At 46.6% G+C, this 25,915-nt stretch carries 26 protein-coding genes and 2 tRNA genes; 9 read left to right on the plus strand and 19 right to left on the minus strand.

Going from position 1 to position 25,915, the window contains the following annotated elements:
- Nucleotides 1–147: 147 nt before the first annotated feature.
- Entirely contained in the window at nucleotides 148–396 is a 249-nt protein-coding gene (locus AC3G3F_RS17660) for a biofilm/acid-resistance regulator YmgB/AriR (RefSeq protein ID WP_000208086.1), read from the plus strand.
- Nucleotides 397–448: 52 nt separating this feature from the next.
- Here AC3G3F_RS17660 and AC3G3F_RS17665 read toward each other — a convergent pair whose 3' ends face one another.
- The 6 genes from AC3G3F_RS17665 to AC3G3F_RS17690 all read right to left on the minus strand — a co-directional run bounded on the left by AC3G3F_RS17665 (nucleotide 449) and on the right by AC3G3F_RS17690 (nucleotide 4,170).
- Complete coding sequence (locus AC3G3F_RS17665) at nucleotides 449–1,297, minus strand: MerR family transcriptional regulator (protein WP_023247971.1); 849 nt, start codon at nucleotides 1,295–1,297, stop codon at nucleotides 449–451.
- A 68-nt stretch (nucleotides 1,298–1,365) separates the two neighbouring features.
- Nucleotides 1,366–1,959, minus strand: coding sequence for a helix-turn-helix domain-containing protein (locus AC3G3F_RS17670; protein WP_053509456.1), 594 nt, complete (start codon nucleotides 1,957–1,959; stop codon nucleotides 1,366–1,368).
- 144 nt (nucleotides 1,960–2,103) lie between these two features.
- The gene (gene aadA, locus AC3G3F_RS17675) at nucleotides 2,104–2,892 is read right to left on the minus strand and encodes a cryptic aminoglycoside nucleotidyltransferase ANT(3'')/ANT(9) (protein WP_023247969.1); all 789 of its coding nucleotides are present in this window, start codon (nucleotides 2,890–2,892) and stop codon (nucleotides 2,104–2,106) included.
- 108 nt (nucleotides 2,893–3,000) lie between these two features.
- Nucleotides 3,001–3,648, minus strand: a complete 648-nt coding sequence (gene zinT / locus AC3G3F_RS17680) for a metal-binding protein ZinT (protein WP_488395456.1) — start codon at nucleotides 3,646–3,648, stop codon at nucleotides 3,001–3,003.
- A gap of 110 nt (nucleotides 3,649–3,758) precedes the next feature.
- Nucleotides 3,759–3,835, minus strand: a tRNA-Arg gene (locus AC3G3F_RS17685).
- A gap of 8 nt (nucleotides 3,836–3,843) precedes the next feature.
- Nucleotides 3,844–4,170, minus strand: coding sequence for a four-helix bundle copper-binding protein (locus AC3G3F_RS17690; RefSeq protein WP_079796301.1), 327 nt, complete (start codon nucleotides 4,168–4,170; stop codon nucleotides 3,844–3,846).
- Nucleotides 4,171–4,363: 193 nt separating this feature from the next.
- On the opposite strand from AC3G3F_RS17690, the gene AC3G3F_RS17695 reads away from it, so the two are divergent.
- Nucleotides 4,364–5,497: a mechanosensitive ion channel family protein gene (locus AC3G3F_RS17695; RefSeq protein ID WP_053529819.1), complete on the plus strand. Its 1,134-nt coding sequence runs from the start codon at nucleotides 4,364–4,366 to the stop codon at nucleotides 5,495–5,497.
- A gap of 81 nt (nucleotides 5,498–5,578) precedes the next feature.
- On the opposite strand, the gene AC3G3F_RS17700 is transcribed toward AC3G3F_RS17695, so the two are convergent.
- The 5 genes from AC3G3F_RS17700 to AC3G3F_RS17720 are packed head-to-tail and all read right to left on the minus strand — an operon-like array spanning nucleotide 5,579 to nucleotide 10,370.
- The gene (locus AC3G3F_RS17700; RefSeq protein ID WP_023247965.1) at nucleotides 5,579–6,169 is read right to left on the minus strand and encodes an ATP-binding cassette domain-containing protein; all 591 of its coding nucleotides are present in this window, start codon (nucleotides 6,167–6,169) and stop codon (nucleotides 5,579–5,581) included.
- A complete protein-coding gene (locus AC3G3F_RS17705) occupies nucleotides 6,163–6,960 on the minus strand; it encodes an ATP-binding cassette domain-containing protein (RefSeq protein WP_023247964.1) in 798 nt (265 codons plus the stop codon). The genes AC3G3F_RS17700 and AC3G3F_RS17705 overlap by 7 nt, the downstream gene beginning before the upstream one ends.
- Nucleotides 6,954–7,766 carry an ABC transporter permease gene (locus AC3G3F_RS17710; RefSeq protein WP_023247963.1) on the minus strand — a complete coding sequence of 271 codons (813 nt, stop codon included), beginning with the start codon at nucleotides 7,764–7,766 and terminating at the stop codon, nucleotides 6,954–6,956. The genes AC3G3F_RS17705 and AC3G3F_RS17710 overlap by 7 nt, the downstream gene beginning before the upstream one ends.
- Entirely contained in the window at nucleotides 7,756–8,730 is a 975-nt protein-coding gene (locus tag AC3G3F_RS17715) for an ABC transporter permease (protein ID WP_121767736.1), read from the minus strand. Before AC3G3F_RS17715 ends, AC3G3F_RS17710 begins: the two co-directional genes overlap by 11 nt.
- Entirely contained in the window at nucleotides 8,730–10,370 is a 1,641-nt protein-coding gene (locus AC3G3F_RS17720) for an ABC transporter substrate-binding protein (protein ID WP_077950772.1), read from the minus strand. Before AC3G3F_RS17720 ends, AC3G3F_RS17715 begins: the two co-directional genes overlap by 1 nt.
- Nucleotides 10,371–11,057: 687 nt before the next feature.
- Between AC3G3F_RS17720 and AC3G3F_RS17725 the strand changes: the two genes are divergently transcribed.
- Both AC3G3F_RS17725 and AC3G3F_RS17730 read left to right on the plus strand, forming a co-directional pair.
- The gene (locus tag AC3G3F_RS17725) at nucleotides 11,058–11,372 is read left to right on the plus strand and encodes a TRL-like family protein (protein WP_023247960.1); all 315 of its coding nucleotides are present in this window, start codon (nucleotides 11,058–11,060) and stop codon (nucleotides 11,370–11,372) included.
- A 149-nt stretch (nucleotides 11,373–11,521) separates the two neighbouring features.
- Nucleotides 11,522–12,052 carry a cytochrome b gene (locus AC3G3F_RS17730; RefSeq protein WP_023247959.1) on the plus strand — a complete coding sequence of 177 codons (531 nt, stop codon included), beginning with the start codon at nucleotides 11,522–11,524 and terminating at the stop codon, nucleotides 12,050–12,052.
- Nucleotides 12,053–12,133: 81 nt separating this feature from the next.
- On the opposite strand, the gene AC3G3F_RS17735 is transcribed toward AC3G3F_RS17730, so the two are convergent.
- From AC3G3F_RS17735 to AC3G3F_RS17750, 4 genes are all read right to left on the minus strand, one after another.
- Nucleotides 12,134–13,177 (minus strand): sialidase family protein, encoded by a 1,044-nt coding sequence (locus tag AC3G3F_RS17735; protein WP_053509468.1) that lies wholly within the window; start codon nucleotides 13,175–13,177, stop codon nucleotides 12,134–12,136.
- A gap of 339 nt (nucleotides 13,178–13,516) precedes the next feature.
- Nucleotides 13,517–13,984, minus strand: a complete 468-nt coding sequence (locus AC3G3F_RS17740; protein WP_488395458.1) for an Hsp20 family protein — start codon at nucleotides 13,982–13,984, stop codon at nucleotides 13,517–13,519.
- A 195-nt stretch (nucleotides 13,985–14,179) separates the two neighbouring features.
- Nucleotides 14,180–14,410, minus strand: a complete 231-nt coding sequence (locus tag AC3G3F_RS17745; RefSeq protein ID WP_044136291.1) for a hypothetical protein — start codon at nucleotides 14,408–14,410, stop codon at nucleotides 14,180–14,182.
- 192 nt (nucleotides 14,411–14,602) lie between these two features.
- Nucleotides 14,603–14,728 carry a lipoprotein gene (locus tag AC3G3F_RS17750; RefSeq protein WP_000758947.1) on the minus strand — a complete coding sequence of 42 codons (126 nt, stop codon included), beginning with the start codon at nucleotides 14,726–14,728 and terminating at the stop codon, nucleotides 14,603–14,605.
- 378 nt (nucleotides 14,729–15,106) lie between these two features.
- Between AC3G3F_RS17750 and AC3G3F_RS17755 the strand changes: the two genes are divergently transcribed.
- Nucleotides 15,107–15,451, plus strand: a complete 345-nt coding sequence (locus AC3G3F_RS17755) for a c-type lysozyme inhibitor (RefSeq protein WP_023247956.1) — start codon at nucleotides 15,107–15,109, stop codon at nucleotides 15,449–15,451.
- A gap of 749 nt (nucleotides 15,452–16,200) precedes the next feature.
- Here AC3G3F_RS17755 and AC3G3F_RS17760 read toward each other — a convergent pair.
- A tRNA-Arg gene (locus tag AC3G3F_RS17760) sits at nucleotides 16,201–16,277 on the minus strand.
- Nucleotides 16,278–16,668: 391 nt separating this feature from the next.
- Nucleotides 16,669–17,226, minus strand: a complete 558-nt coding sequence (locus AC3G3F_RS17765) for an Ail/Lom family outer membrane beta-barrel protein (protein ID WP_023247955.1) — start codon at nucleotides 17,224–17,226, stop codon at nucleotides 16,669–16,671.
- An 821-nt stretch (nucleotides 17,227–18,047) separates the two neighbouring features.
- Between AC3G3F_RS17765 and pagD the strand changes: the two genes are divergently transcribed.
- The 4 genes from pagD to msgA all read left to right on the plus strand — a co-directional run bounded on the left by pagD (nucleotide 18,048) and on the right by msgA (nucleotide 20,175).
- Nucleotides 18,048–18,311 carry a virulence protein PagD gene (gene pagD / locus AC3G3F_RS17770; RefSeq protein ID WP_053509474.1) on the plus strand — a complete coding sequence of 88 codons (264 nt, stop codon included), beginning with the start codon at nucleotides 18,048–18,050 and terminating at the stop codon, nucleotides 18,309–18,311.
- A 130-nt stretch (nucleotides 18,312–18,441) separates the two neighbouring features.
- Complete coding sequence (cspH, locus tag AC3G3F_RS17775; RefSeq protein ID WP_023247953.1) at nucleotides 18,442–18,654, plus strand: cold shock-like protein CspH; 213 nt, start codon at nucleotides 18,442–18,444, stop codon at nucleotides 18,652–18,654.
- Between the two features lie 548 nt (nucleotides 18,655–19,202).
- Entirely contained in the window at nucleotides 19,203–19,724 is a 522-nt protein-coding gene (locus AC3G3F_RS17780) for a ricin-type beta-trefoil lectin domain protein (protein ID WP_023247952.1), read from the plus strand.
- 211 nt (nucleotides 19,725–19,935) lie between these two features.
- On the plus strand, nucleotides 19,936–20,175 hold the full coding sequence (gene msgA / locus AC3G3F_RS17785; protein WP_023247951.1) for a virulence protein MsgA: 240 nt from the start codon (nucleotides 19,936–19,938) through the stop codon (nucleotides 20,173–20,175).
- A 92-nt stretch (nucleotides 20,176–20,267) separates the two neighbouring features.
- Here the strand turns inward: msgA and AC3G3F_RS17790 are convergent, their stop codons facing one another.
- Nucleotides 20,268–24,422 carry a S6 family peptidase gene (locus AC3G3F_RS17790; RefSeq protein ID WP_070802420.1) on the minus strand — a complete coding sequence of 1,385 codons (4,155 nt, stop codon included), beginning with the start codon at nucleotides 24,420–24,422 and terminating at the stop codon, nucleotides 20,268–20,270.
- A 619-nt stretch (nucleotides 24,423–25,041) separates the two neighbouring features.
- Complete coding sequence (locus tag AC3G3F_RS17795; RefSeq protein ID WP_136058236.1) at nucleotides 25,042–25,227, minus strand: hypothetical protein; 186 nt, start codon at nucleotides 25,225–25,227, stop codon at nucleotides 25,042–25,044.
- Nucleotides 25,228–25,915 lie beyond the last annotated feature (688 nt).

The raw sequence follows: 25,915 nt of genomic DNA on the forward strand, positions 1-25,915 counted from the left end.
TACAACAAACCACATATATGTGATGCAAGTCACATTTTTATGATTTTTTATTACAGTTTTATGATATAGGTCTAACTTTAATAGGTCACTAATTTCTCTCCCCCGCTCAGGGAGATCGGCTTCAATTTACATCGAATATGGTGAAATATGACTACCATTACACTAGTCAATGAACAAAATAGTACTGGCAACCCTTTTTCTGCACATATGTTATGTGAACAGCGAGCTATTCAGGAAATTACTTACGAACTATTGCAATCACAGCAGCATGTCTCAAATAAGGATATTATCGCAAAACTTATTGAAAAACTGGAAACAGAAAAAGACGTAGTCCAGCTTGATATTTACCGTAACGCCTTAGAAGCCGTTTTGTTTCAGACACCTGACGACATCTAATATAAACAAGGGAGAGTTTACTCCTCCCTTGTTCGTTAATAATATGGATGCTTCAACGTGCTGCGCCTGATTTTACGTAACCGTTTGAATAATTTTGTGGCGCGACATGCTGCATTTTATCTGGCATGTCGTGCTGCTGGTATACGGCTGACAATAATGTTAAGCCCGGGCCGTTTTTTATCTGAAGACTAAATTTACCCGATTCTTTTAAAGACTGAATAAGGTTTTCCTGAGCGGGTGTTAATGTCTCATCATGCCACAGAACAATATGCTCGAAAGCGGTTGATAAAAGATCGGGCATCGGCGCCTGCCAGGGGATGACTTCAACCCGCATACCTTCACTACAATATTTAATCGTTTCCAGCCATAGCTCAATAGGATCGTTTAGCGAAAACGCGGCAATCAGCATTGTGCCCGCCGGCGCCTTCCGTACGCTACTTAGCTGGAAGGTGGCGTATTCAATAATCGCTGTATCCAGTAATGCCTTTTCAAATCGACGCGCATCATCATCGCCAACTGACAGCCACAGCCGTAAAGGACGCAGTATTGACTCAATCACGATGACCGGCGGGATTTCCCGACCATAACGCCAGAGTAATTTTCGCAGTTTGGCAGGTTCGAATTTTCTACACTGCGCTAAAATCTCCTCCTGGTAGAATAACCATCCAGAGCGGCAATGCGTCTCTTCACCATAGAGGGCGGGCTTGATCTCTTTTAATGAGAAACCTTTGCTTAATGCGTCGATAATATGCTGTATTCTGATAACATCTTCTATGCAATAAAAACGATTGCCAGCTTCATCCTTGACGGGCTCAAGCAGACCATAGCGTTCCCAGGATCTGATATTCGCTGTTGTGACGCCACACTGCGCAGCCATTGCGCTAATACTAAAAGTAGCCATGTCTGTCTGGCCTCATGATGATGTAAGAAAGCATAGTGAACCTAAACGTCATCAGAAGCAAATCATTATTAAGCAATAGCCTTACTATTTACATGAGAAATTAGATTACTGACATTACTTATTGTAATCCAGTGCGTAAAGGCTTTAGATACCGATAGTATTTGATAGTCCAGGACCGTTCTACAACCTAATTTAGCTAAAACATGGTAGCGTACTGAGTAAATAGTTTTTAAATGCACATTTAGCTCACGGCTTATTTGTCGGATATCCATTCCTTTGACTAACATCGCCAGAACATTTTTTTCATTCGCCGTTAATCGGACTTTCTCTGGTCTGGGAAAAAATTGACCAGAACTTGCCTGAATCAGTAATTCGCGCCACTCGGAAATTGATGCATCTATTTTTATTCGATAAATAGTATGGTGTTCATCAATAAAGTTATATTCATTATGGGTAACAATCCCGATGAGCACTGTTTTAAATGCGCTTGTAATATATTGCTGTACGGTGTAGTAATCGTCGATATCAAAGATAATATAATTTACGTTGCCAACTATTATTGCGGCGTCCTTAAATATGGATTCCAGACCATAATTAAGAAACAGGTTTTCGCTCAATAGTCTTGTATCTGTCTTTAAAACAGATGATGCGGAACCAGTCATAACCACCTCAACAAAACGAGAGCCATGTGGGAATGTCCATTCCATGGCTCACATAAGATCATCTGCTTTATTCAGCGATGATAACTTATTAAGTAGTAGTTGAGGAACGCCGTTTGCGCAACCCGGCAGACGTCCTGGGGCATCTTATGTGAACTGCGTGGGGATGTGCGCTTTCGCAAAATCCACAAAGCGTACGACCGCAGGCAGCAAAATACGCCAGTCCTTTTTCTCCAGACCTAAATATTCACGCTGCGCCGCACGCAACGTAGCGGCATAATCTTCTGGCAACTGAGGTAACAGCCAGTCGGCAGCAGCATTCTTAGAGGTAAATCTCCCGGTAGAAAGGGTGTACCAGATGCGCGCCAGGGTTAAAACGATATGGTACTCATCTCCCTGCACATCTGCCGCAGATTGCCAAAGGTCGAGGGGATAACGCAAGGCCTTCACCAACTGCGCCGCGGGAGCCGGCGTGAACAGCCGTTCTGCGTGTTCCCCCTTTAGCGGTATACTGGCTTCCAGAATCTGGGTTATCAGTAGCACAATATCCCAGTCCTGCTGCGCTGGCTCATAAATCCCCTGACAAATGTCCTCTCTTAGCCATTCGCCAAATTGCATTTCCCGGGACGGTGGAAAACGCCAGGGAACCAGTTGCGAATAGAGCACGACAGTGACCTCCAGAGCGCGTTTTTCTGCCGACAGCCCCGACGGCGATGAAAGCGCCAGCAATTCACGCATCAGCGTTGCGCGTTGGACCTCCGTCAGCGGCTGGCATATTGTCACCAGCAGATCAATATCGCTGTTTGGCTTCAGACCGCCCGCGACAGCGGAACCATATAAATGAATAGCACGCAACGTGTCGCCTGTTACACGAGTAATCAGGCGACACGCCGCATCCGTCTGGCATTGAATAGAGGGCGGTATGGACAGGATCATCGTTACTCCGGATTGCAGATATCTTTTTATTTTGGTTGCCAGAAATATGGCATAACGGCAGAAAAAAAGCTCGCTATTCATGGCGAGCTTTTAACGTTGCAATCAGGCTTAATGATGCAGCATTTCGTCAACGACCTCATTCGCCTTTAACTGATAAGGATAATAGGTAGGCCAGTTTTCCATTTCTTGCAACAATGCCTGCTGTGAAGTATTTCCCATAAAGATATGGAAGTGACCAGATTTGCGCGGCGCAATAATATGATCGCTAAACTGAACATATTTAGGCGCTTTGCTGTTCGCATCTTTACATTCGAACAGATAGCGCACACCTTTTTTACCCGAGACGTAAGTCAGAATTTTATAGCCAGCATAATCATATTTACAGGACGCAACGTTATTGTCGCGATGAAATTCTATAACGCCATTTTCAATGCCGATAGTTTCAACATTCGTCGCGTATCCTTTGCGATAATATGCTTTAATATCCTCAAACGTTTTTCCCGGGTCTTTCTTCGCCTTTTGTCTGAATACAGGCTCCAGTTCGCCGCTGACCAGATAGGGATAGACGGATTGCCACATACCATCCCAGTCTGTGAGTGCGCGATCGCGTACATTAGCGTCATCAAACACACCCGCTGCCGCTTTTTGCTCATCCTCCGTCATCGGCGCGCCATGCTCATGATGGCCATGCGCGAAGGCAGGACTATTCACAAACAGCATTCCCAGAACTATTGTCAGTTTTTTTAAATGAATCACCAAAACGTTACCCTCATCTTTCTTAGAAAGATGTTTGTTATATTATAACATTACCTTTATTTCAACACAAACTAAGCGGCCACCGCGCAGGTGGCCTTTTTGACGTCAACTGGTCCGCCATCGAGGAATTGAACCCCGAACCTTAGAGGTAGAAGCTCTATGCTCTATCCGGTTGAGCTAATGGCGGGAGAAAAATTACGCGGCCATTTTAAGGCAGGCGTCTGCGCACTGGCTGCACGCCCGCGCACAGTTCTGGCAATGATCGTGGTCGTGCCTTGCACACTCTTCGGCGCAGGCTTTGCAGATATCTGCGCAAAGGCGGCATAATTTTTGTGAGTACTCGCTTTCCAGCGCCATAAATTGCGCCGCCAGGCGACAAATGGCCGCACATTGCATATCTAACTGAATGCAATGCTTCATCATTTCGACGTTATCTTCACGCAGACAAGAAGAAGCGCAGATATCACACGCTGCGGCGCATTCATAACACTGTTCAATACACCCACGATGCTCTTGTTGCATAAGTCACTCCTTATTTTATTAAGAGGAGTAGATAAGTCTGCACAGAAACGCAGGGATAGCCAAACGGCTAACCCTCTTTTTCATACTTTTTGAACAAAATCGCTGAATAAAACAGCAATAATAAAGCTGGAAATCGGCCTCCGTGATGTGACGTCTATACTGTAATGTTCATCTGCTTTTCATCGGAGGTAAAATGGAGTATCTGGCACGACTAAATATCGTTACGATGCTGATGTCGACGACATTCTGGATCAACCTGGCGGTCGTTTTTTTCGTCACCCTCATCACATACTGGCTTATTAACTGGCTACTCAATGTGGTCTATAAAACGCTACAACGCCCGGATAAAAAGGATGATGCTCATGGGCGGCTGCGCTCCATTATTTTCGAGATGTTGAAAAAGACCAGTAAAATGCTGATCTTTTTTGCCGCATTTCTCTTTAGCCTGCGTTTTGTCGCCCTGCCCGACCGGTTATTCTCTACCCTTTCACACGCCTGGTTTTTAGTGGTTGCGATTCAAATGGCGATTTGGCTTGATCAGGGCGTACAGTCATGGATGCGTCATCTACTGTATGCCCCAGGCTCCAATAAAAACCCGGTGACGCTGGTCATTCTTGGTATGATTTTGCGCGTGCTCGTCTGGTCTATGATGCTGCTCTCCATCCTGGCGAACGTCGGCGTGGATATTACCGCGCTGGTCGCAAGCCTTGGCGTTGGCGGTATTGCTATTGCCCTGGCGGTGCAGACGGTTCTGAGCGATGTCTTCGCTTCGCTGTCGATTGGTTTCGACAAACCCTTCGAAATCGGCGATTTCGTCGTCTTTAATGATGTAGCCGGTACGATTGAACATATCGGTCTGAAAACCACTCGCATCCGTAGCCTCAGCGGCGAACAGATCGTTTGTGCGAACGCGCAGTTGTTGCAGCAAACCATACACAACTATAAACGGATGCAAACGCGTCGTATCGTATTTACTTTTGGCGTCGCCACTGCGACACCGCCGGAAAAGTTACGCCTCATCGGTGATATGGTGAAAAAGATTATTACCGATGTTGGCGAAACACAATTCGACCGCGCCCATTTGTTGGCCTTTGATCAGGATCGGCTGACCTATGAGGTGGTGCATATCGTCAATACCGCGGATTACAATAAATACATGGATATTCAGCAAGAGATAAATATCCGTATTATTGAAAAATTAATTGAGAATGACATCGAACTGGCGCTGCCAAGTCTGGTCGTCAGAGCCCCCGTACAGGTTGAAGAGACCACGGACTACAGTAATACCGCTGATGCAAAAGACGCAGATAAACGCGTCATCCAGTAAAAATTATGCCAACAATACCGGGAACCAATGGGTTCCCGGTGCCTTAACGGCGACTCTGCTATGCGGGGAAACGACTTGCTACTATTCCACCCGTAAATGGCGGGTACAGACCTGATCAAGCAGCGCGGACTGATGACTAATCACCAACATCCCTAATGAACGGCTGCGGCACACCTCAAGCACGTATGCCCATATTGCTTTTTGAATAGACGGATCGAGTTGCGCCGTCATTTCGTCAGCAATCAGAAAACGCGTACGCGGGTCAAGCGCGCGCAATATCGCAATACGCGCCAACTCCCCGCCTGAGAGCTGCATTGGCCGACGCGTCAGCCACTCGGGTTGCACGCACAGACGCTTCAACGTTTCCGGGTCGGGGCGCCAGGCATCACGTACAGCGTCTCCGGCGCTTCGCCAGGGATTAAACGTTAGTTCAGGATGCTGGGGGACAAGCTGCACCGGACAATACTGATGCAGGGGTAACGGGCTGCCGTCCAGCAGAATGTCGCCTGCCGTCGGCTTCTGCCATCCGGCCAGGACGCGCCCCAACGTCGTTTTCCCCGTTCCGCTTGGCGCATGAATTCCTACCCGTTCACCGGCAGAAATCGCAAACGTCAGGTTCTGCCATAAGACTTTCCCGCCCTGACGAATAACGAGGTCGCGGCAGCTCAGCATTCTACGTTCTCTCCGGTCTGCATAAATAACGAGTTGATTTCAGGCAATGCTTGCCATTGCCGTTTTAACGGCTCACTCATCTCTTCCGGCTGTAATCGTTCGCGGCGAATATTGTCCGTAATATGGCCCTGATGCAGCGCCACAATGCGATCGGCATACCGCGCCGCCAGCAGCAGGTCATGAGTCACCCACAGCACGCCGCATCCCCGCTTGCAGAGACCTCGCAAGTGCTCAAGCAACTGGTTTGCCAGTGCCGTATCAAGCCAGGCGGTGATCTCATCCGCGAGGATATAACGTGCCTGGCTGAGCGAGGCATGGCAGGCCAGAATACGTTTAGCCATCCCGCCGGAGAGCTGGCGGGGAAAGCGTTCCAGGACCGTCGGTTCAAGATCGCTTTGCTGTAATAGCTGTACCATCTGTGCCTCATCCCAGGTGCGTCCGGTCAGATGACATGCTCTGCTCAAATGTTTTTTGATATTCAGCATGGGATTAAGCGCCTGTACTCCCTGCGGCACGTAGCTAAAAGTATTCCCTCTAAGCTGCCTGATGGTATGTCTGTCCAGTTGGTTGCCATCAAGCATAATCTCACCACGAAAGCGTAAGTTTTCCGGCAACAGATCGAGCAGGCATTGCAGCAGCAGACTTTTGCCCTCCCCGCTGCCGCCAACCAATGCCACCATTTCGCCGGGCGCGATATCAAAAGAGACATTCTGTAACAACGCTGACCAGCGTCTCGCGCCATACCAGCGATAACGCGCGCTCTCCAGCGTGACCTGTCGTAAGCTCAGCATACGTCACTCCTTAGCCACAACCGCTGAACGGCGCGCGCAAACTGGTCGAAGAGCATCACCAGCGTGAATAACATTAGCCCCGGAAACAGCACCAGCCACCAGTTACCATGGCTAATAAACCGTAGCGCATCCGCCAGCAACAGCCCCAGTGAAGGTTCATGCGGCGCCAGCCCAAACCCCAAAAAACTTAACGCCGCGCTGTGCAATACCGCATGAGGAAACATCAATAACGTCCCCGTCAGCCATTGCGGCAACAGCGCCGGAAGATAGTGGTATCGCCAGCAATAAAGGTGTCCATGCCCCAGACGATACGTCAATGTCAGGTAGTCACTCTGCGCTACCCGCTCCGCGTCGGCGCGCAGAATCAGCGCCAGACGGGGCCAGTGCGTTAACGCCACGGCCGCAATGACGCCGCTTTTACCACCGCCAAGCGTAAAACAGATAAGGATCAGCAAAAGTAAATGCGGCATGGCGAGCATGGCATCCGTTATCAGCCGCATCAGGAGATCCAGTCGGGTATGAATACGCGCCGCTGCCGCCATCACTAGCGCGATAACGCCGCTGCACAGCGCGGCGCCAATGCCAATTTGTAAACTGGTGAAGGCGCCCTGAAAGCAACGAAGCCATACATCGCGCCCCAGATTATCGGTGCCAAACCAGTGCTGGATATCAGGCGACAGATGCCGGGCAAGCAAATTAACCTCTGGCGGCTGGCTCAATGTGGCATAACCGTATCCGGCAATAAACAGCAGGCAGGCGACGGAGAGAATCAAACGCAGCAACGTCGGGGCAGGATTATAGAGCATAGGGACGCTCCAGCGATCGATTAAGTACCACCACAAGCCAGGCTGAAATCGTATTTCCGGCAAACACTAATAGCGTACTGAATAGGACGATCCCCATGAGCAACGGAACATCGCCGCGCAGGCCGGCATCGATAGTGGCCTGCCCCAGCCCCGGATACGCAAAGACTTTTTCCGCCAGTAACGCCCCTCCCAGCAGCTCGCCCAGAGAAGCAAACTGTAAACAGATCGCTGGGGTGATCGCATGACGTAACACCTGATGGCGTAATAGCGACCATCCTTTATCTCCCTGAGCACGCGCAAAACGAATAAATTCGCTCTTCATCACACTGGCTATTTTTTCCCGCGTATGCAACGCGATTTGCCCCATGCCCAACAGACTCAACGCACATACCGGCAGCACAAGATGGCGTAAACGTTCCGATAACAGAGCTGTTACTGCATTATTTCCGGGTTCCCAGGCGCAACAGACAGGCAATACCGGCCAGCGGACGGCAAATAGCGCCAGCAACAGCATTGCTATCCAGAAGGTGGGCAACGATGATAATAAATAGCTGATACGGCAAATCATCTTATCCGGCCAGCGGTGGAGAAAACGTCCGGCCAGAAAACCCAGTGCCACGCCCAGGACACCAGACAATAGCCAGGCGCCTGCCAGCAGCGCGAATGACGTCGCAAAACGTTCCCGGATCACGCTGGCGACAGGCGCATTGAACAGCATGGAATAGCCCATGTCGCCCTGGAGCAGACGCCAAAACCAGTGACCGAAACGCTGCCACAGCGGCTGGTCAAGTCCCCAACGCGCCGCTATTCGCGCATATTGTTCTGGCGGCACATGGAGCAGATCGTTGCCGATATAAGCGCGAATAGGATCAACGGGCGAAAAGCTGAGCAGAATGAAGGTGCCGGCAGCCACCAGCACCAACAGGATAATCAGCCGCAAAAAATGACTGAAGAACAATTTCATTACCGGCAGGTCCAGGTCCAGTCATCAAGATTGTTTAACACCGACCAACTACCGTGGATTTCTGGCGCGCCTTTCCCCAGATCAATACAGGGGTTTGCCAGATAGGTATGCTGAATATTAAGTAGCCATGCCCATGCCGCATCGCCCTGGACGCCCGCGCCCTGCTTCCCGTCCCACTCAACCTGCTGCCAGAAAGGAATCGCCTTTTGCCAGTCAGGCGCATCTATAGCCTGTTTCAGATGTGCTTCTACCGCAGGGTTGCTGTAATAGCCTGGGTTATAATATTCCACCCCAGCGGCTTTCCCGCTGTAGTGATGGAAAAGTTCCATCGGGTCCAGACTTCCCCAGCCAAACAGAGTAGGGTTAGCGTGCATATGGCGCTCTACAGTTTCCCAGCTTCCTGATTGCAACGAGACGACAATGCCTAAAGGCTGCAACATGGCGCGCACCGCCTCGGCCAGATCCCGCCGGGTACTGTCGCCACTGGCATACCATAAGGTCAGACGCGCTTCTTTACCTGCTTTTTCACGCACGCCCGCACTGTTTATCTTCCAGCCAGCCTCTTCCAGGATGGCGCGCGCTTTTGCAATATCGCCGTCGCTGAATACCACCGAAGGATTTTGCCACGGCAATCCCTGTACCGCGCTATAGGCGGGTATCGCATGGCCTTCCATCACCTGTTCCGCCAGTTGCTTACGATTAATGGCATAGTTAATTGCGCGCCTGATAGCGACATCAGCAGTCACATCGTTACCGACAGGATAGCCGTTAGCATCCTTTTTACCGGCTGGAACCATCGGGAAGACAATGCCTCGGTTTTCAACGCTATCGCGTACCCAGAGTTTAAGATTATCCTGCTGCGGGGCCACCGCCATAGAAGGGGCAATGCGCACCAGCCCCAACTGTCCGCTACGCGCGGCGGCATAGGCATTATCTTCATCCAGGAAGACAAAAACTAGCCGGTTAAAATCATTCTTTTTACCTGCATACCAGGGGTTGGCTTCAACAATCAGTTGCTGACCAGGCTGGAAACTGACCAGTCGGTACGGACCGGCGCCTATCGGTTCGCGGGCGAACGTTTTTTCATCATAACGGCTGGCAGGAACAATCCCTAACGACCCTAATACATTCACAAAGGTGCTCTGCGGATGGCTCAGCGTCATCTCAATTCGGCGCGCATCCAGCGCTCGCGCATGACTAAAGTTGCCCATGTCAATTTTACCACCGCTCTTCGCCGCTTTGTTATATGTAAATACGACATCTTCGGCAGTTAATGGCGAGCCATCGGAGAATTTCAGATCGGGTTTTAAGGTCAGTATCCAGGTTTTACCATCGGGGCTGGTATCCACTTTTTCCGTCAGTAAATTACCCCAACTCATATCGGCGTTTTGCTTGAGCAACGGCGCATGAAGCAATAAGTAACTGCCGTGGCTCCAGCCCAGCATAGGATCAAATCCTTCCGTTGGCTCAGGGCCAATGGCCAGCTTTAAGGTATGGCCATCTGCCGTGTCCGACGCAGCGAAAAGCGGCGAGGTGAATGCCAGAGCCATCGCGCACGTTATGAGCGCCAGTTTGCCTTTAATCATCAGTTTACCCCAGATTATACGTTGTTTTTGTTCCTCCCGGCGAAGCGTAAACATCGGGAGGCCTCCTGAGGACGGCATTATGGCGAGCTTTTATGATGAAAAAAATGATGCAGAACAGAAAGTATGATGATCTCCTAAAAACATCATACGCAAAATGTTGACACCCACAGGGTATCAATGCAGGAAGCGTCACGTGGATGAAAGGTCGCTTTTGGCAGGTATAAAACGAAAGAAAAATAGCGCCAGCAACACCGGGTTAATTAACGCTATCTTATTTCATCAATATTCCGTACTAAGCCTTCTCATCCTGTGCTGTACATTTTATCATCATCATTAGTCAGTACTGAAGCGTAAGAACCTATCGTAATTAGCGCCTCCTGGCTTTAAACCTAAACCATTATTAAACGAGCCGGGCATTAATGAAACTTACCATCAGAATGCCGGTCATATGGCAACTCAATGAAATGACATGCTATGGAGTCCAGCCGAAAATGTTAATGCCGACAAGGCTCATAATGATTTTTTTAGCCGTACTATTCTCATTGCTAACAGGATGTGCAAGTTATAAAAACTCTGCGTGGGGAATATATCCGGCCTCTACAGATATTTGTCCATCAGGTACGACATCAACAGGAGGATGCAAAGAGTAATATCGCATATTTAATATACATTATCTTTTAAATGGCTGTCCGGACGATTTCGGACGGTAGGCTTTCTATTAATTTATAATGGACTATTTCCATGAAAAATAAAAAACACATTTTTTCAATTATCTTTATTAGTTCTCTTTTAACTGGTTGTGCTACAGGACCATCACCGACAGGGATTGGATTATATACGGATGTTAAAGGGCCTATTACGGCCACCAGTCTCCCGGCGACCAAAACCGGTAAAGCGTGTGCGCAAACGGTATTGGGTATTGTGAATACCGGGGATGCATCTATTGATTCAGCGAAAAAATCGGGGGATATTTCTTTAGTTTCGAGTGTTGATTATGAAACTACAGGCTCATATCCGTTTTATGGTAAAACCTGTGTTGTCGTAAGAGGACAATAACAACAGTAAGCCGGCGATGCCGCCGGCTTTTTATCCCATTTTACGTGCCGCTATCTATGCCCGTTCCTCGCGATTAAGAGCCCCGTTTTAAGGTTCTGTTAAGATTTTACGCATACCCTACAAGCGGTTGTTAATAAAGGATAATAATAATGGCACATTTCTCAAGACTGCAAATAACGCTCCACTGGTTAACATTGTTCCTGATAGGTATCGCTTATGCCGCCATCGAGTTACGGGGGTGGGCGCCAAAAGGCTCCAGCGTTTACCTGTTTATGAAAGACATGCACTATGATATGGGCGCTCTGGTCTGGGCGCTGATGTTTTTACGGTTATATCTTAAACACAAATACCCAACCCCGGTCATTACGCCTCCCCCTCCTCGCTGGCAGCATGTGGCCGCCCAATTAATGCATATCGCGCTTTATCTCACTTTTCTCGCTTTACCGCTGCTGGGCGTCGCGATGATGACGTTAGGCGGAAAAAACTGGAGCTTTTTTGGTTTTACTGTACCGGTATTTTTGACGCCAGATAGCACGCTAAAATCGGATATAAAGCGCATTCATGAAATGCTGGCCAATATCGGTTATTTCCTGATTGCAATGCATGCAGCAGCGGCATTGTTTCACCATTACATACAAAAAGACGATACATTTTCAAGAATGTTGCCCGGTAAATCGTAATTATTCGGCCATCTCGGCGTGACAGACCACGCCTGGCAAGGCGTTATTATTCCGGCGCTATCGGTCTCGACTTATAGCGCCTTACACAGTTTGTAATCGACAATATACGATATTTTTCCGGTTCCACGTGTAGGTGATATGTATGACTCCCCCCTCGCTAATAATAGCGGGATAAGAATACTCACCACGGTCACTTTCCAGGTCCAGTAACGGTAGCCATGATGTGCCATTATCATGGGAGGCAATAAGTGAAAGCGGATAACGCTTTCCCCAGTTGCCACTGACAGGATTTAAAGCAAGAATCAGCGTACCGTCCTGCATACTAACCAGATCGATACCACTATTATTATTCGGTAAAGATGTGGCGCGGGCAATAGACCAGCTAACGCCATAATCGATTGAATCACTGCGAAAAATTGCCCCACGTGTACTTCGTAACAACATATGGATATGCCCCGGAGAAGATTCCCACAGCGTAGGCTGAATAACGCCATCCCAGCGCAGGAGGTTTTCCAGACAACACTCCCACAGCATGCCCTTTTTTACACCATCCCACAACGCTACGTTTTTCCCGGAAATAGCGCCATAGGGTTCCAACGGCACAAAAGAGATATTCCAATGTTTTCCTTCGTCACAGGAGCGATCCACAAATGCTTCCCAACGTTCAGCATTTTCAATCGACCCTGGCGCAATCCAGGCGCCATTTGATGCCAGCAGGAGTTTATTTTTTACGGGACCTCGCGGCAGAATATCACCGTTGACCAACTCAGCTGGCGTACTCCAGGTAAATCCTCGATCGCTGGAGGTGATAAACCAGGTTTTCCACACGTGTACGTCGCTGCCTACTTTATAAAATAACCACAATTTATCCGACGGGTAAAATAACACCGGATTCCAGTGTGCTTCCCCCTCGCGTGCCGCCACTCGCTGCGGTTTTGTCCAGATATTATGTTCATAGCGAGATAACCAGATGGCTGTATCTTTGCTTCCTTCGCACAGCCCCGCGAACCATGCGGCCACGAGCGTACCGCACGGTAAGCGCGCAAGCGTAGAGGCATGGCACTGGAAAGGCTCGGTTTCGCTTTCAGGTATAATGACCTGCCGATTAACGAGCTCTAATTTCATATCTGCCTCTGATAAATGATGTAGAAAGGCATCAGCTTTTTTCACGTATGACAGCAGTCATAGCAGAAATAGCATCAACAAAATTAAAACGATGCATCGTTATACGAAGTTACGTTCAGACACCGCACCATAACAGGCAGGATATAGAGAATGGACAAAAATTGGACTGACCTCGCGGATAATTCCAACCTACCGCCGTCCAATGGCGACGAGGTCAGTGGCACGGGATAATATAGAGGTCAGGGTTATAATATTTAGCGATCTGTGCCTACAAGCAAGGCGAAACCCTTTTTGCTACAGACAATGAAGACCCGTCTAAACGGGCCTTCATTAACGCGATTATGATTTGTGTTCAATCGCCTTTGGTTTGCTTTCTATGGCAATTTTTTTCGGTTTCTCGCTTTCAGGAATCTCCTGGTAAATCTCTACCAACAAGAGCCCCTGCTCCAGTTTCGCATTATTCACCTTAGCATGTTCAGGCAAAGAAAAACTCAACTGGAAATCCGACTTACGAATACCACGATAAATCCAGTGCGTCTGATCCTCTACAGTATCTTCAGTGTGTTTACCCGTAATATTCAGGTTGCTGCCAACCGTTTCAATTTCAAACTCTTCCTCCTTCCAGCCAGGAACGCTCACGATAAGTAGATAGTTATTCGCATCGCGCTTTTTCAGATCGTAAGCTGGCGTCGCAGCGACTGGCGTATCTCCTGTTAATTGACTGAAAAGTCTATCAATACGGTTGAAACGGTCCGAGAAAAGAGAATCAGCAAACCCGGGAAGTGCTGACAAGGTACTGAGTGCCATCATTAACCTCCTGAATCACTATTCAAAAGTTCAACATCACGGCAAGCATTGCTTGTCCACTGACTACATAAGGACGGATAAACCATTTTCAAGCCTATAAAAGCATCTTTTTAGTTATGAATTTAAGCGGTTAACGAAAAATGCCCCTCCGTTCATCGTAATTTCTGACATCTTTTCATCTTTACAATTTTTTCATCATCGACACAATTGATAATGATTATCATTTGTATTAGTGTATGGAGGTTGGTTATGGCAGTGACCAACGCCCTTCTCCATTATCAGACCCAGCGCCGCCTTCGGGCGGCCTTTTGGGAGGAAATATGGTCGCCAAAAATAAAATTCACGGTCGGCGCATGTGTCAACCTCTACAACGGTTACACAAACATTGTTTTTTTCAGCAACTGGCGGTAAACCCAACCGGAACAAAATATGTTTCAGTCACTTCTGAAACAAAAACCTGGCTTATACATCTTGTGACTTCAGTGGATACGCGATAACTACTGTTCACGTGATACTAAGACTTTAATGAAATGGTATTCATGCATCTACCATTTGCGCCCGGCAACTCTTGGGCGCAACACCTGAAGATATGCTACCCGTTACCAACCGACAGGAGATTTAGTTATCGTCTCCGGCGTAAAAAACTTCGATATCTTTGTTAAACCATTTATCAATATTGTGCCACATCAGACAACCTGTCAGAAAACTTGCGATCAAAATCCCTCCTATAAGCCACTTTTTCACATATACTCCTGAATAATCCCTGTTGATTCCATTACCTGATCGATAATAAAAAGACCACCATTTGAAGAAATAGTTTCACTGATAGATTCTGTATGAAGCAAGATAGTGAACAGCACTGCTTTCTTCGGTTTCTATGCCATAGTATTGAGCAGCGGCGAAGATCGTTTTCCATCGTGTCATAATGATTTGCAGCCTATAGTTTATGATTTTAAGATTTATCTGCTCATCGCATATGTCAATGACGGATAAATTATAACTCGCTTTTCTGGCGCTACTTTTCGCCAGTAAACAGGAATACTACAGCATTAATGATATTGATGCTGTCTTATCTCCCGCTCTTCAGGGAATTAACTACAACAATATGAACAAAGGATACTAATGATGAAACGTAAATTGATCCCATTTACCCTCTTTCTTGCGGCGCTTAGCGTCAGTACCGCATCTATGGCAGCTTCGCAGGAAATTTCTAAATCTATATACACCTGTAATGATAACCAGGTGATGGAGGTGATTTACATCAACACCGAGGCTGGAAATGCCTATGCGATTATCAATCAGGTAAACGAGATGATCCCGATGCGGATAATGAAAATGGCCTCAGGAGCAAACTATGAAGCTATGGACAAAAATTATACATATAAGCTTTATACAAAAGGCAAAACGGCTGAACTGGTAGAAGGTGATGATAAACCTGTTCTCAGCAACTGTTCCTTAGCTAACTAATCTTTAGAAATGCCTGAAGTCTTGTCATCAGGCATTTCCTCTTCAACCTTTCCTGACAGAATACGTGAATCACTACGGTGTTATCATGGCTAATTAATAGCCATTTTTAATCATGGTTAGTCCCATTTTTAAAGAAAAGTTCGAACTATCTGAATTGTCGTTGTTTAGCGTCTAAATGTTTTGCTTTATTAGGTGGCATAGGTAGAATTCGCAGCGGCTGGTAACCATTCATATTCGCACTATCGAACGATCACCAGCCAACCGCGCCAGGGTCTTGCATACGCTCTGGCGCGGTTAAACCTTCAGACCGCGAACGGAACCATTTATTTCTGCTATTGATCATACCTTTCAAGCTAACCAGTATTATTCTGACCTGCCTGATGTAAAAAAGCCCACCCTACTGAACCGTAGAGGGTAAATTTTGTTTTATAAAAAATAGCGGTGCCGGGTGCCTCCCGGTGAACCATACCACAGTCAATATGGTTCGCGAGGAACATTAACTATTTCGACTGGACGCCCCGCCGCAAAGGGGGATTCACCGCATAAGAAAAATCTACAACTCACCGGGAATAAAAGACAATAACATTTTTGTGCATTTTTTATAAATGACTATCTTGTCACGTAATAAATGAAATTATTCTGTAACAGAGTTGCAAGACATAACTTATTCAAAACTGAAGTGGTCAGTGGGAATCGAACCCACATCATCAGCCAGACACTGAGGTAATAACATTATACGACAACCACATTGGACCGCCACCGAGGTCTCGAACCTCGCACCATCAACTTAGGAGGTTGATGCTCTATCCAGCTGAGCTAGTGGCGGCTGGAGACTCCTGCCAGGAGCAAAAATGGTACTCTATTGGATATAAAATACATCCCTTGCTACTTTTCAGAAGTCTGTCAACGGCGGGTACAATATGCGAAGGGGATCACAAAATCTTGATGACATTGTGATTAATTCAGAGAAAATTTTTCAGGGTGAATCTTGTTAGATCTGTCGTTATTTACACCAGGCCTTCATGCTTACCACATACCTGAACTACCTTGATTCCTTGCAACAATCACCTACCTGCGCTCATGCTGTGGAATGTTATGTTCAGAGCGATATCACGAAACGAGAAGAGACAAGAAGATACTTGTTTACAGTAAAAAAATCCTCTTTATTTTATTAACTGGCTGTGCGGAAGGCGAACCTTCCGCATAGATCATGCTTTTCAGAAACGGTATCCAACCCCAACGTTGAAGCCGTTTATTTTTGTAGAGGAAATATTGCTTCCTTCATACCCAACATCGATAACAATATTCTCCAGCGGATTCATCTGTACACCCGCGCCCCACGCAAAGCCCGTTTTCCTTGAGGATATTTTGGCAGAGTCCGTGTCACCACCCTGAGTGGAATGCTCTTTTAACGTCGCCTTCATTGTACCGACACCTGCCAGCGCGTATAACGAGAAATTGTCGGTCAATCGATAAGCCGGCCCAACCATTAAAGAGCCGTACTTCACCTCAAACTTGTCATGGTAATGAATGCCTTCGGGCTCAATAGAGCCGGAAGCCTGGCTATCTCCATATAAATAACTTAGCGAAGTAATGAAACTTACCGGAGAGTCATCCTCATAGCGGTATTTCATATTTACCCCACGGATATTTTTGAAATCCTGAACTTTACTTTGTGCATATCCCACGGAAAACGCGTTAGTATCGGCCTGTGCAACATTTACAACCAAAACGCTTGTAGTAATAACTAAAGTGGAAAAAATAAGCTTTTTCATAACAACTCCTTAATACTACTTCTTATTTACGGTGCGTTTAAACACCCGCAGTACCGATCCGACATTCAGTTATCGCCACTATGCCGAACCGACAAAACCAGGAATAATTCACCGCTATCGCTCCCGATGCGTTTACTTCTTAAAAGACATTTTTACTAACGAGAACCCGTACCGTCTATTAAGGAAACCCGTTCTCCAAGGTCATCTTTTTTTTATAGATTTACATTCTAATCTTTCTCACACACACTAATTTAAGAGGTCCCATGAAACGTCTGGCCATTACAGAAAAACCAACCACTAACATAACCCATTGATATGCAAACATAAACACCCACACCACTCGCATACCGAAATATCTGACGCCGACCAGCTAAAAACATGTCCAGTAAGCAAACTCTCCATATAACCATAACATATTGCATTGTGCTTCACAGTCCTCACTTGACTCTCCAGACGAAATACAGTTATATGCCATCGCTGGCGCTGCGACCATATTCACTTGCCAGAAAAAACTTCACGATACGCTTCATTGCCTCTCCGATGTAATTTTTAATATATCTATCAATTACAACATTTCTTGTCATAAGAATAGAATCAACACCACAATTCCAACATAAATATCGCCCGTGTTGAGAGAGAGTTTACATTCTATAAAAATAATAACGGATGCAAATATTGATTGTTCAATAAAATATTCCACCCCTACAATAAAGCACATTAATATTAAAAACGATTAACTCTTCGTTTAATAAAAGATGGTAGTTATGTTCCATAATTCAGTATATAAAATACATAAGTCATTGCATATAACAGGAGGTGTTATGAAACATCATGCTTTTATGCTTTGGTCATTGATTATTTTTTCATTGCCTGTTTTGGCCCATTCATACCGTTCCGTCAGTTTACAACAGGCATCATGGGAAATTTTTATCTACGATTTTGGTAGTAAGACCCCGCAACCACCTGCAAATACCGATAAAAAGCAAACCAGGAAAATCAGTTCACCGTCCTGCTCTACTACAAAACCCATGATGCCCACGCCAATTAACGGATCTAAAAAAGAGAATACTTTCTCCAGAACGTAATGCCATTATTTGCGATGGTGTCAATAGACTACTTTTAGCCGTCCAGAAATCTTTATTGCTATTAAATATAGCTGGTATTATTTTTCCTGACGTGTATAGTGCGCCTCGTTATCCCCTTTAAGGAATTTGTTTGTCTCGTAAAATGACAGGAATTGTCAAAACTTTTGATTGTAAGAGCGGTAAAGGTCTCATCACCCCCTCCGATGGCCGTAAAGATGTTCAGGTCCACATTTCAGCATGTAACCAACACGAAGCAGAAGCGCTTATCCCAGGTATACGCGTTGAGTTCTGTCGTATTAATGGCCTCCGTGGACCTACTGCCGCCAACGTTTATCTTTCATAATTCATAATTCTGCATTTTTTCAGAAAAAGTGAATAAGGTCGTTATGGCCCGGGCGTTCGGCTGTTTATTTAAGGTGTCTGGCTGATAGTGCTAATCGTTCATATTATACGTTAGAAATTAATGAACTACCTTTACTTTTGCCTGATCATAAGCACATACATATAGCTCCGTAGTCTGGAATGAAATTTTGCTTAAAAATACCGCAGGATATCGTCATTGACAAAAATCTAAAGGGTTTATTTTATCAGTGATATCCCACCCCCTCTTTTATCGCATATCGGATGTCAGCAAATCCTCTCGCGTTGTTTAACGCAGAGAAATGTACAACCGTTTTCCGCTGTGATAACATTTAATATTACAACAGTATCCAATGCTATATACCTATCGTCGTCTGAGTTGCTTCCTGGTTGACTGCGTGCAATTAACCGAATTATTTATGTAAGTCTATCAGAATTCTCTCTATTGCCACCTCGACACCAGGTGATATCCAGTGGGTATAAACCACTTAATATAGTTATAACGCTATTTATTTTTAGGGTAATAATTGAATGGCATTACTTTCAGGAAAAACCACTCTGGTTCTCTGCCTCTCCTCTATTTTATGTGGGTGTACGACTAACGGCTTACCCGCCCCTTATAGTATTAATTTATCGTTCCCGGTCATTACACAAAACCAGATTAATTCCGGCGGTTATTACATAAATGATGCGGAACAGATTCGGACAACAGATGGTTTGTGCCTTGATGCTGGCTCAGAGCAACAGAATCATTTGACGCTGCAGGAGTGTAAACATGTGCAATCTCAGCTTTTCTCATTTCACCGCGACAAAATCACGCATGGTGAGAAATGCCTGGATGCTGCGGGACAGGGTACGAAAGAAGGCACGCCAGTCATTCTTTATTCATGCACGGGTAATGATAACCAGCGCTGGTTCACAGATGATAACAACATTAAGGGGAAACAGAGCCGAAAATGCCTGGGCACGAATAGCATTATTGTCAGAAAAGGCGACCCGGTTGTATTGGCCGATTGCGATTTCAGCCGCGCCCTGGAATTTACCATCAGGTAGCAGGTACCTACAGGATACCTCCGTGAAAACAGAGCGGCTAACGTCATAGCACAGCAACAGGTTGGCAGCTTTCACTTTTATGTTCTGTTAATTTAATTTGATGTCCGCACCGTTAACCACCATCAGGATGACAAAACGGTGGCCAGACCTTGACACTGGTTATATACCCAGTTTAAATACTGTTTATCTAACCAGTAAAAAGGAAATGGCGATGTTCGTCGAACTCGTTTATGACAAGCGAAACGTTGAAGGCCTGCCGGGGGCACGAGAAATTATCCTTAATGAACTCACAAAGCGCGTACACCGGCTCTTTCCCGCGGCACAAGTGAAAGTTAAACCAATGCAGGCAAACGCATTAAACAGTGACTGTACAAAAACCGAGAAAGAACGGCTGAACCGTATGCTGGAAGAGATGTTTGAAGAGGCCGATATGTGGCTGGTTGCAGAATAACTATTTTTCGCCCCCTGCGAAAGTACAGTATGTCCGGGAAAAAACAGCGCCCTAAGGCGCTGTTTGTGAGGATATAACGCAAACGCCGCCACTCAGAACATATAGCGGAAGTTAGCGTTTATGGCATGATCAACATTATATTTGCCAAATGCCGACTGCTCCAGTTCCAGACCAAAACGGACATTGTCCTTCACCTGCGCATTCAACCCCACGTTGTACAGCATTCTGCTGTCCTTTTTACCGGTAAAACGTTTCTCTCCGGATGCATCGCGTAGCGCCGTCTCGCCATTGGCCACCAGGTCAAACTGATAATCCACGCCAGTACGGGCCGTAACGCTCCAGTCCTTTCCACTGAACGTTTTCCCCAGAGCCACGCCTGTACGCCCTATCAGCGGATTATAGGTCTTGCTACGCATCGACACATCCATGCCGTTATCATTCCATTTCAGCGTCGTTCCGGACACGGTTCCGTATACCAGTTCCGCCTGTGGCTCAATGTACAAACTTTCTGTCAGGTGGTAGCGATATCCGCCCTCCAGACCGGCATACCATGAGTGTGTACCGTAATTCCGTTTGCCCAGACCAGCAAATCCGGCATTATAGTCATTATCATGGTGGATATACTTACCGATAACGTCCATATATATCCCCGAATCAAACATCACAGATGCGTACAACCCACCGCCGAGCGAATGCGTGTCGCCGCTATAGGCCCGACCGCTGGCGCTGCTATCGGTATAACTCATCAGGACACCGGTGAATAAGTCAGCCTCTGACAACCGGTGTTTTTTATCAAACCCCGTTTGCAAATGGGTGTAGCGATCAGAATATCCGGCGTCACCGGTTCCGGCGCCGTTCATGATACGTACCCACATCCCATCCTCGCCCTGAGTATCACGCAGATCCCCCATACGCTTATTCAGATTATTCACTTCGGTCATGAAGTTTTTATATCCCATGCCCATAAAGCTGTTGGCCGACGTGGCTGACCCTTTGTCCGGCGCGGATTTAAACCCGTCCAGTACCCACTGTATTTTGCCATCCTGCTCTGTTGTGTGCAGGGTCGGCGTCACCAGACTAAAACCGGTCACCCGCTCTGCGGCCTTAAACATCGCTGGATTTGTCCCCGCCGGGGCGCTGACCAGTGGAATATTCAGGGATTCTTGTCCGGACGGTTTTTTCAGGAAGTTCACAAACAGGGTGTTGTCCCGACCCTCTGCTTTCTGGTTCACTACAATCTTGTCACTGTCCTTCAGGTCCGTTCTGAGTGCAAAAGCAGACTGGCTGGCCTGTAATGTGTCGGTAGTCAGAGTGTGAAATCCGCGCCCGGTAAAGCCGGCCAGCGACCGGGTCATACTCAGTGCCCCTATACGAGAATCACCAGGCATCTGCCACTGCGTATCCGTCATCGCCATTCGCCCTTGCGGGGCGCTGACATTACCCGAATAAACATTACGAAAGCCATTGAACAGACTGTACATCATCTGCTCTTCCAGGGGCAGATTATCCGCCAGGGCGACATTTTCACTACTGCCAATGGTAATACCTGCATCACCCTCTGCCCGGATATCGCCGGTAACAAAGGTGTAAGGAGAGAACTGTAGTTCACTCGCGGCACCCAACTGATAACCCGCGCCATAATTGGTGGAATAAAACGCCGGACTCATCTGTCCGGATTGGCTACCTGCAGGCGCGCCTGCCAGACTCAGCGTAGCGGCTGGTCCGACAATAACGTCTGAATCACTCCACCACCCCCCGGTGGCGGTCAATCGAGCCCCCTCCTGAAGAGTCAGTGACGTGTTGCCGAACCGGCTGTAATCATCCAGCTTCGCATGACGCGAGGAAACGGTGACGACGCTATCCTGACTTTGGATACTGCCAGTGAAAATTTCACGTACGTCCAGAGTTGACTGCTTGCTAAGCGTCACTTTCCCGACATAGCGGCTCATGTCCGCCTCCTGTCCGGCAACCGAGGTTCCCTTTTGTGGCGTCACTTTTGTGCCATTCCCGTCATTCAGGTCGATATACAAATTTGGCGTACCCAACGTCACGGACGAATGAACAGCCTCAATATCCCCATTCAGCGACGCGTTTCTGGCCAGGCCGAAATCGGTATTGTTCAGCAACAGCGTTTTCAGACGAAATGTCCGGTTCTCCCAGTCAGGCTGATCAAAAGACGTGGGTTGATTTCTGACAGAATCATCACCAAGGGATTTTAGTTTATCAGTCAACCATTTACCGTTGTAAGCATGGATAACTGGATGGCCCTGGAACGTCAGTTGACCACCAGATTGCATCAACTTGCCATCTGGCGTATCTATATTGCCGTCAAAAATAAGGCCGCCGTTACTGTGAGAGGTATCAATATTAAGATGAATATTGCCAGTGATATTACCGTGATAAATTCGATCATCGACAGGACGCCGTGATTTTACCCGCTCAACGGCCTGCGTCTCATTGTGTCCAACATACTCCCAACTGTCGTTGTCTGACTGATTGACAGGATAATATCCATATCCTTTTTTCTTCTGGATAAAATAATCCACTGTATGGGCGTAAGGGTTATTATATTTATACAATAACCCGGCAGCACCGCCGGAAGATTTATTTTTATCCCAGTCATTAATAGTCACCGTCATGTCCGTGAGGGGCTTAATTGAAACTGTGGCAAAGGTATCGCTGGTATTAATGATGTCCGCACCATTATCCGCGGCGTTAACTTTATGAAAAGTGACGTCATTGCCATTGACATCAAGCCGGCCTCCCCTGAAGCCCCAGCTAATGTTATCAGGATTCACCTGTCGGCTGTCGGTAAGAACCACCGTGGGTCGGCCACTGGCGATATTCACCGAACTGAAGGCCTGAACATTTCCGTCCTCATCCGGACGCTGAGCCAGAATAACTGTACCATCCCCAACCTTCAATCCGCCCGGGTTAATACCAGTACCATTGACCTTTAGCACGCCCTCGCCGACCTTATGCAAGTTGTCGCCCTGAACCCCGTTCACCTGCCAGTTCACCTCTGCATCCCGGGTAATATCCAGACCTGCGCCCTTCCAGGTGGAACCGTTCGTGGTGAATACCGTATAATTATGGTTAAAGGACAGCGCCCCCGCGCCCTGGTTAACCGTGTCTTCCAGTACAATCTGACCGTCAACACCATTGAATACCAGATTTTTACCCGCATTCAGGTTGGCGCCTTTCTGGCCATGCATCTGATAGACAGTCTCTTGCTGGGTAAGCGTTCCTGTACCATCTGTCGAGTCAAACGCCCAGCGCAAGGGGCCTTGTCCGGCCATAAAAGTTACTGGCGCATCGGTATCGTCCTGAATGGCCTGATTTACAAAATTCGCATCAACCACTGCCCAGTTAGTGCCGCCGCCGCCGCCGGAACTATCCACCCCGACAATGACCCACTTTTGTAAAACAGAATCATAGGCGAATAAAGGTGAACCACTATCACCACTGCGTGGGTGTGTTCCCATCGGCCCCTGCGCCAGGCTATACAACTGGTTATTGGTATTGGTACTGATCATCTTGCCCTGATCATAAGACCCCAGTGAGCCCGCCGTTCCGCCGGTCAGATAACTGTATGCGCCGGAAATTGAGGTGATATGGCCATTTGTATCTCTAATTTCCTGGGTTCCGGACCCTACCCGGTAAAATGCGGGATAACGATTTTTATCACTATAAGCGCCAGACACCATCCCCGACTGTGTCATCAAAGAAGGCTCGACTTCTGTGACTAATTTATTTAAACGTGGGGCATGAAAATCTCGTCCAGGCTGATTATTCCTGTCAACAAGACGATACCCATTCTCGCCATCACCAAAACTGACACTCTGATAGCCGCCATTATGTTTTACGCTCACGATATACTGTGGCGAAACAAGTGTGGCAACCGCTGACTGATGATTGGCACTGCTGAAATCGGGCATTGGAACATTATTCAAATAGCCAATAACCGCGCCTGTTTTGCTGTAAATAGGGATATTCATACTGCCTGGCGTAAATTGCCCTTTATTCTCCGCAAAATCTCTTATTGTCTGGTAGGGGATATCATACCTGACGACTGAGGCCAGCGATGTAATTGAATATCCTAAAAGAAGGGTGTTAATAATAACTGATGGAATAAGTTTTTTTATCAGACCTGTGCGAGAAGATTTTTTTACATGAGTTGCCAGTTCTGAAACAGGCACAAGAGCACCTTGTCTGACACTATACTTCAGAGCGTATATTTTATTCATGGATAATCCCTGTATATTTTATTATACAATACGAGTTGGATGTCAGTCCTGACATTAGAAAACGTACCAGCTATAAAAATGATTGGCAATAGAATACCATAAATGAAAAATATTTTTTTACATTCGTAAGTTTTTACTTTCGAAAATATATCACACACTACCAAAAATGGTAGTAAATAGAGTTTGCATTAAAGCACTCGATTTACCACATCGCCACAGACAAAAAAATCTCATAAAATAAAATCACCGAAATACTGTTTCATCAAAAAACACATACCTGGAAGATAATATAGTTCTGGTTTTCCGATCCCAGTACATATTTCATAAATCGCCACAGTACCAGCCCCAATAACGACCTGATGCTCTTCGTTTTTGGCAAGCCACTCGGCCAGGACACGCGAGTGCCGATGGACATAATGTAAAAGAAGAGAATAATAAACGGTGGCAGACTTCCTCAGCAGGAGGCGCTATGCGAAGTATCGGGGCCGCCATTCATTTGCGCTCACCGGCAAGCAATAGCGTCTCCCCGACTTCAGCCGAATGAAGAAACGTCGCCGTCGGACAGGCAAGTACTTTTTGAGGCTGAAAACACTGGCATCTCCGGGACAGCAGGATAACCTCACCGCAGACGAATGCCCGGAACCGGTGAAACCATCTGCACGATTGCCTCCGGTAAAAGCAGCGCCCCTTCCCCTGTCACACTTTCATTGAGCGACCAGGAATAGTATTCGACACAACCTCCGGAAAGTGCTGGCGTGACCCGACGAGTTTGATTACGGGCCAGATTATCGGTATTTTGAGTCAAGTGAAGTGCTACGCTCAGTGCAGGTTAAGGAACCACCACCTTCTCCGAAGGCCGGTTCGCGTTGTCTTTACCCAGCCTGGAGTGAACTTACACTCCAGACCAGTGTTGAGCACAACTTAATGTTTATAAACAAAATATAAATCCGAATGGATCAAGACCACTACATATCTCCGTGCATAAATCTACCGAGTGATATTCATTCAAACACGTCATCGCCTGTGCTGGTACGGAAAAAACAGACCCCATGAAGACTGAAAATATCAGACACATAAATTTAATTGTATACATAATCCCTCCGAACGACATTCTACTTTGTTCACCCCCACCCCAGAATAAGAGTAAAAGAGATATTTCCTTGCCATAGCGATATAATGACTCCGTTGATAAAGAATTTACTTCTCATTATAAGCAATGGCCCACATTAGTTTATCAAGCAGCAATTTCTCATACAACGCACACCAATAGCACAAATATATAAAAACGTTGTTCTGAATAAATTTTATGGCTTGTATATTTGATAGCGCTAACCTTTAGCTATCACATAATATTACTTTTAAATATTTTCAATCAATTTCTCGAAACTATTCTTAGCGTTACTAAAACTTATCATCTTGTTGCAATATAATTTACATATAAATATAGAAAACATTAAAGCCATCCGGTATTTTCATCTATTTTTTCACAAAAA

Source organism: Salmonella sp. FC25216, assembly GCF_057751355.1.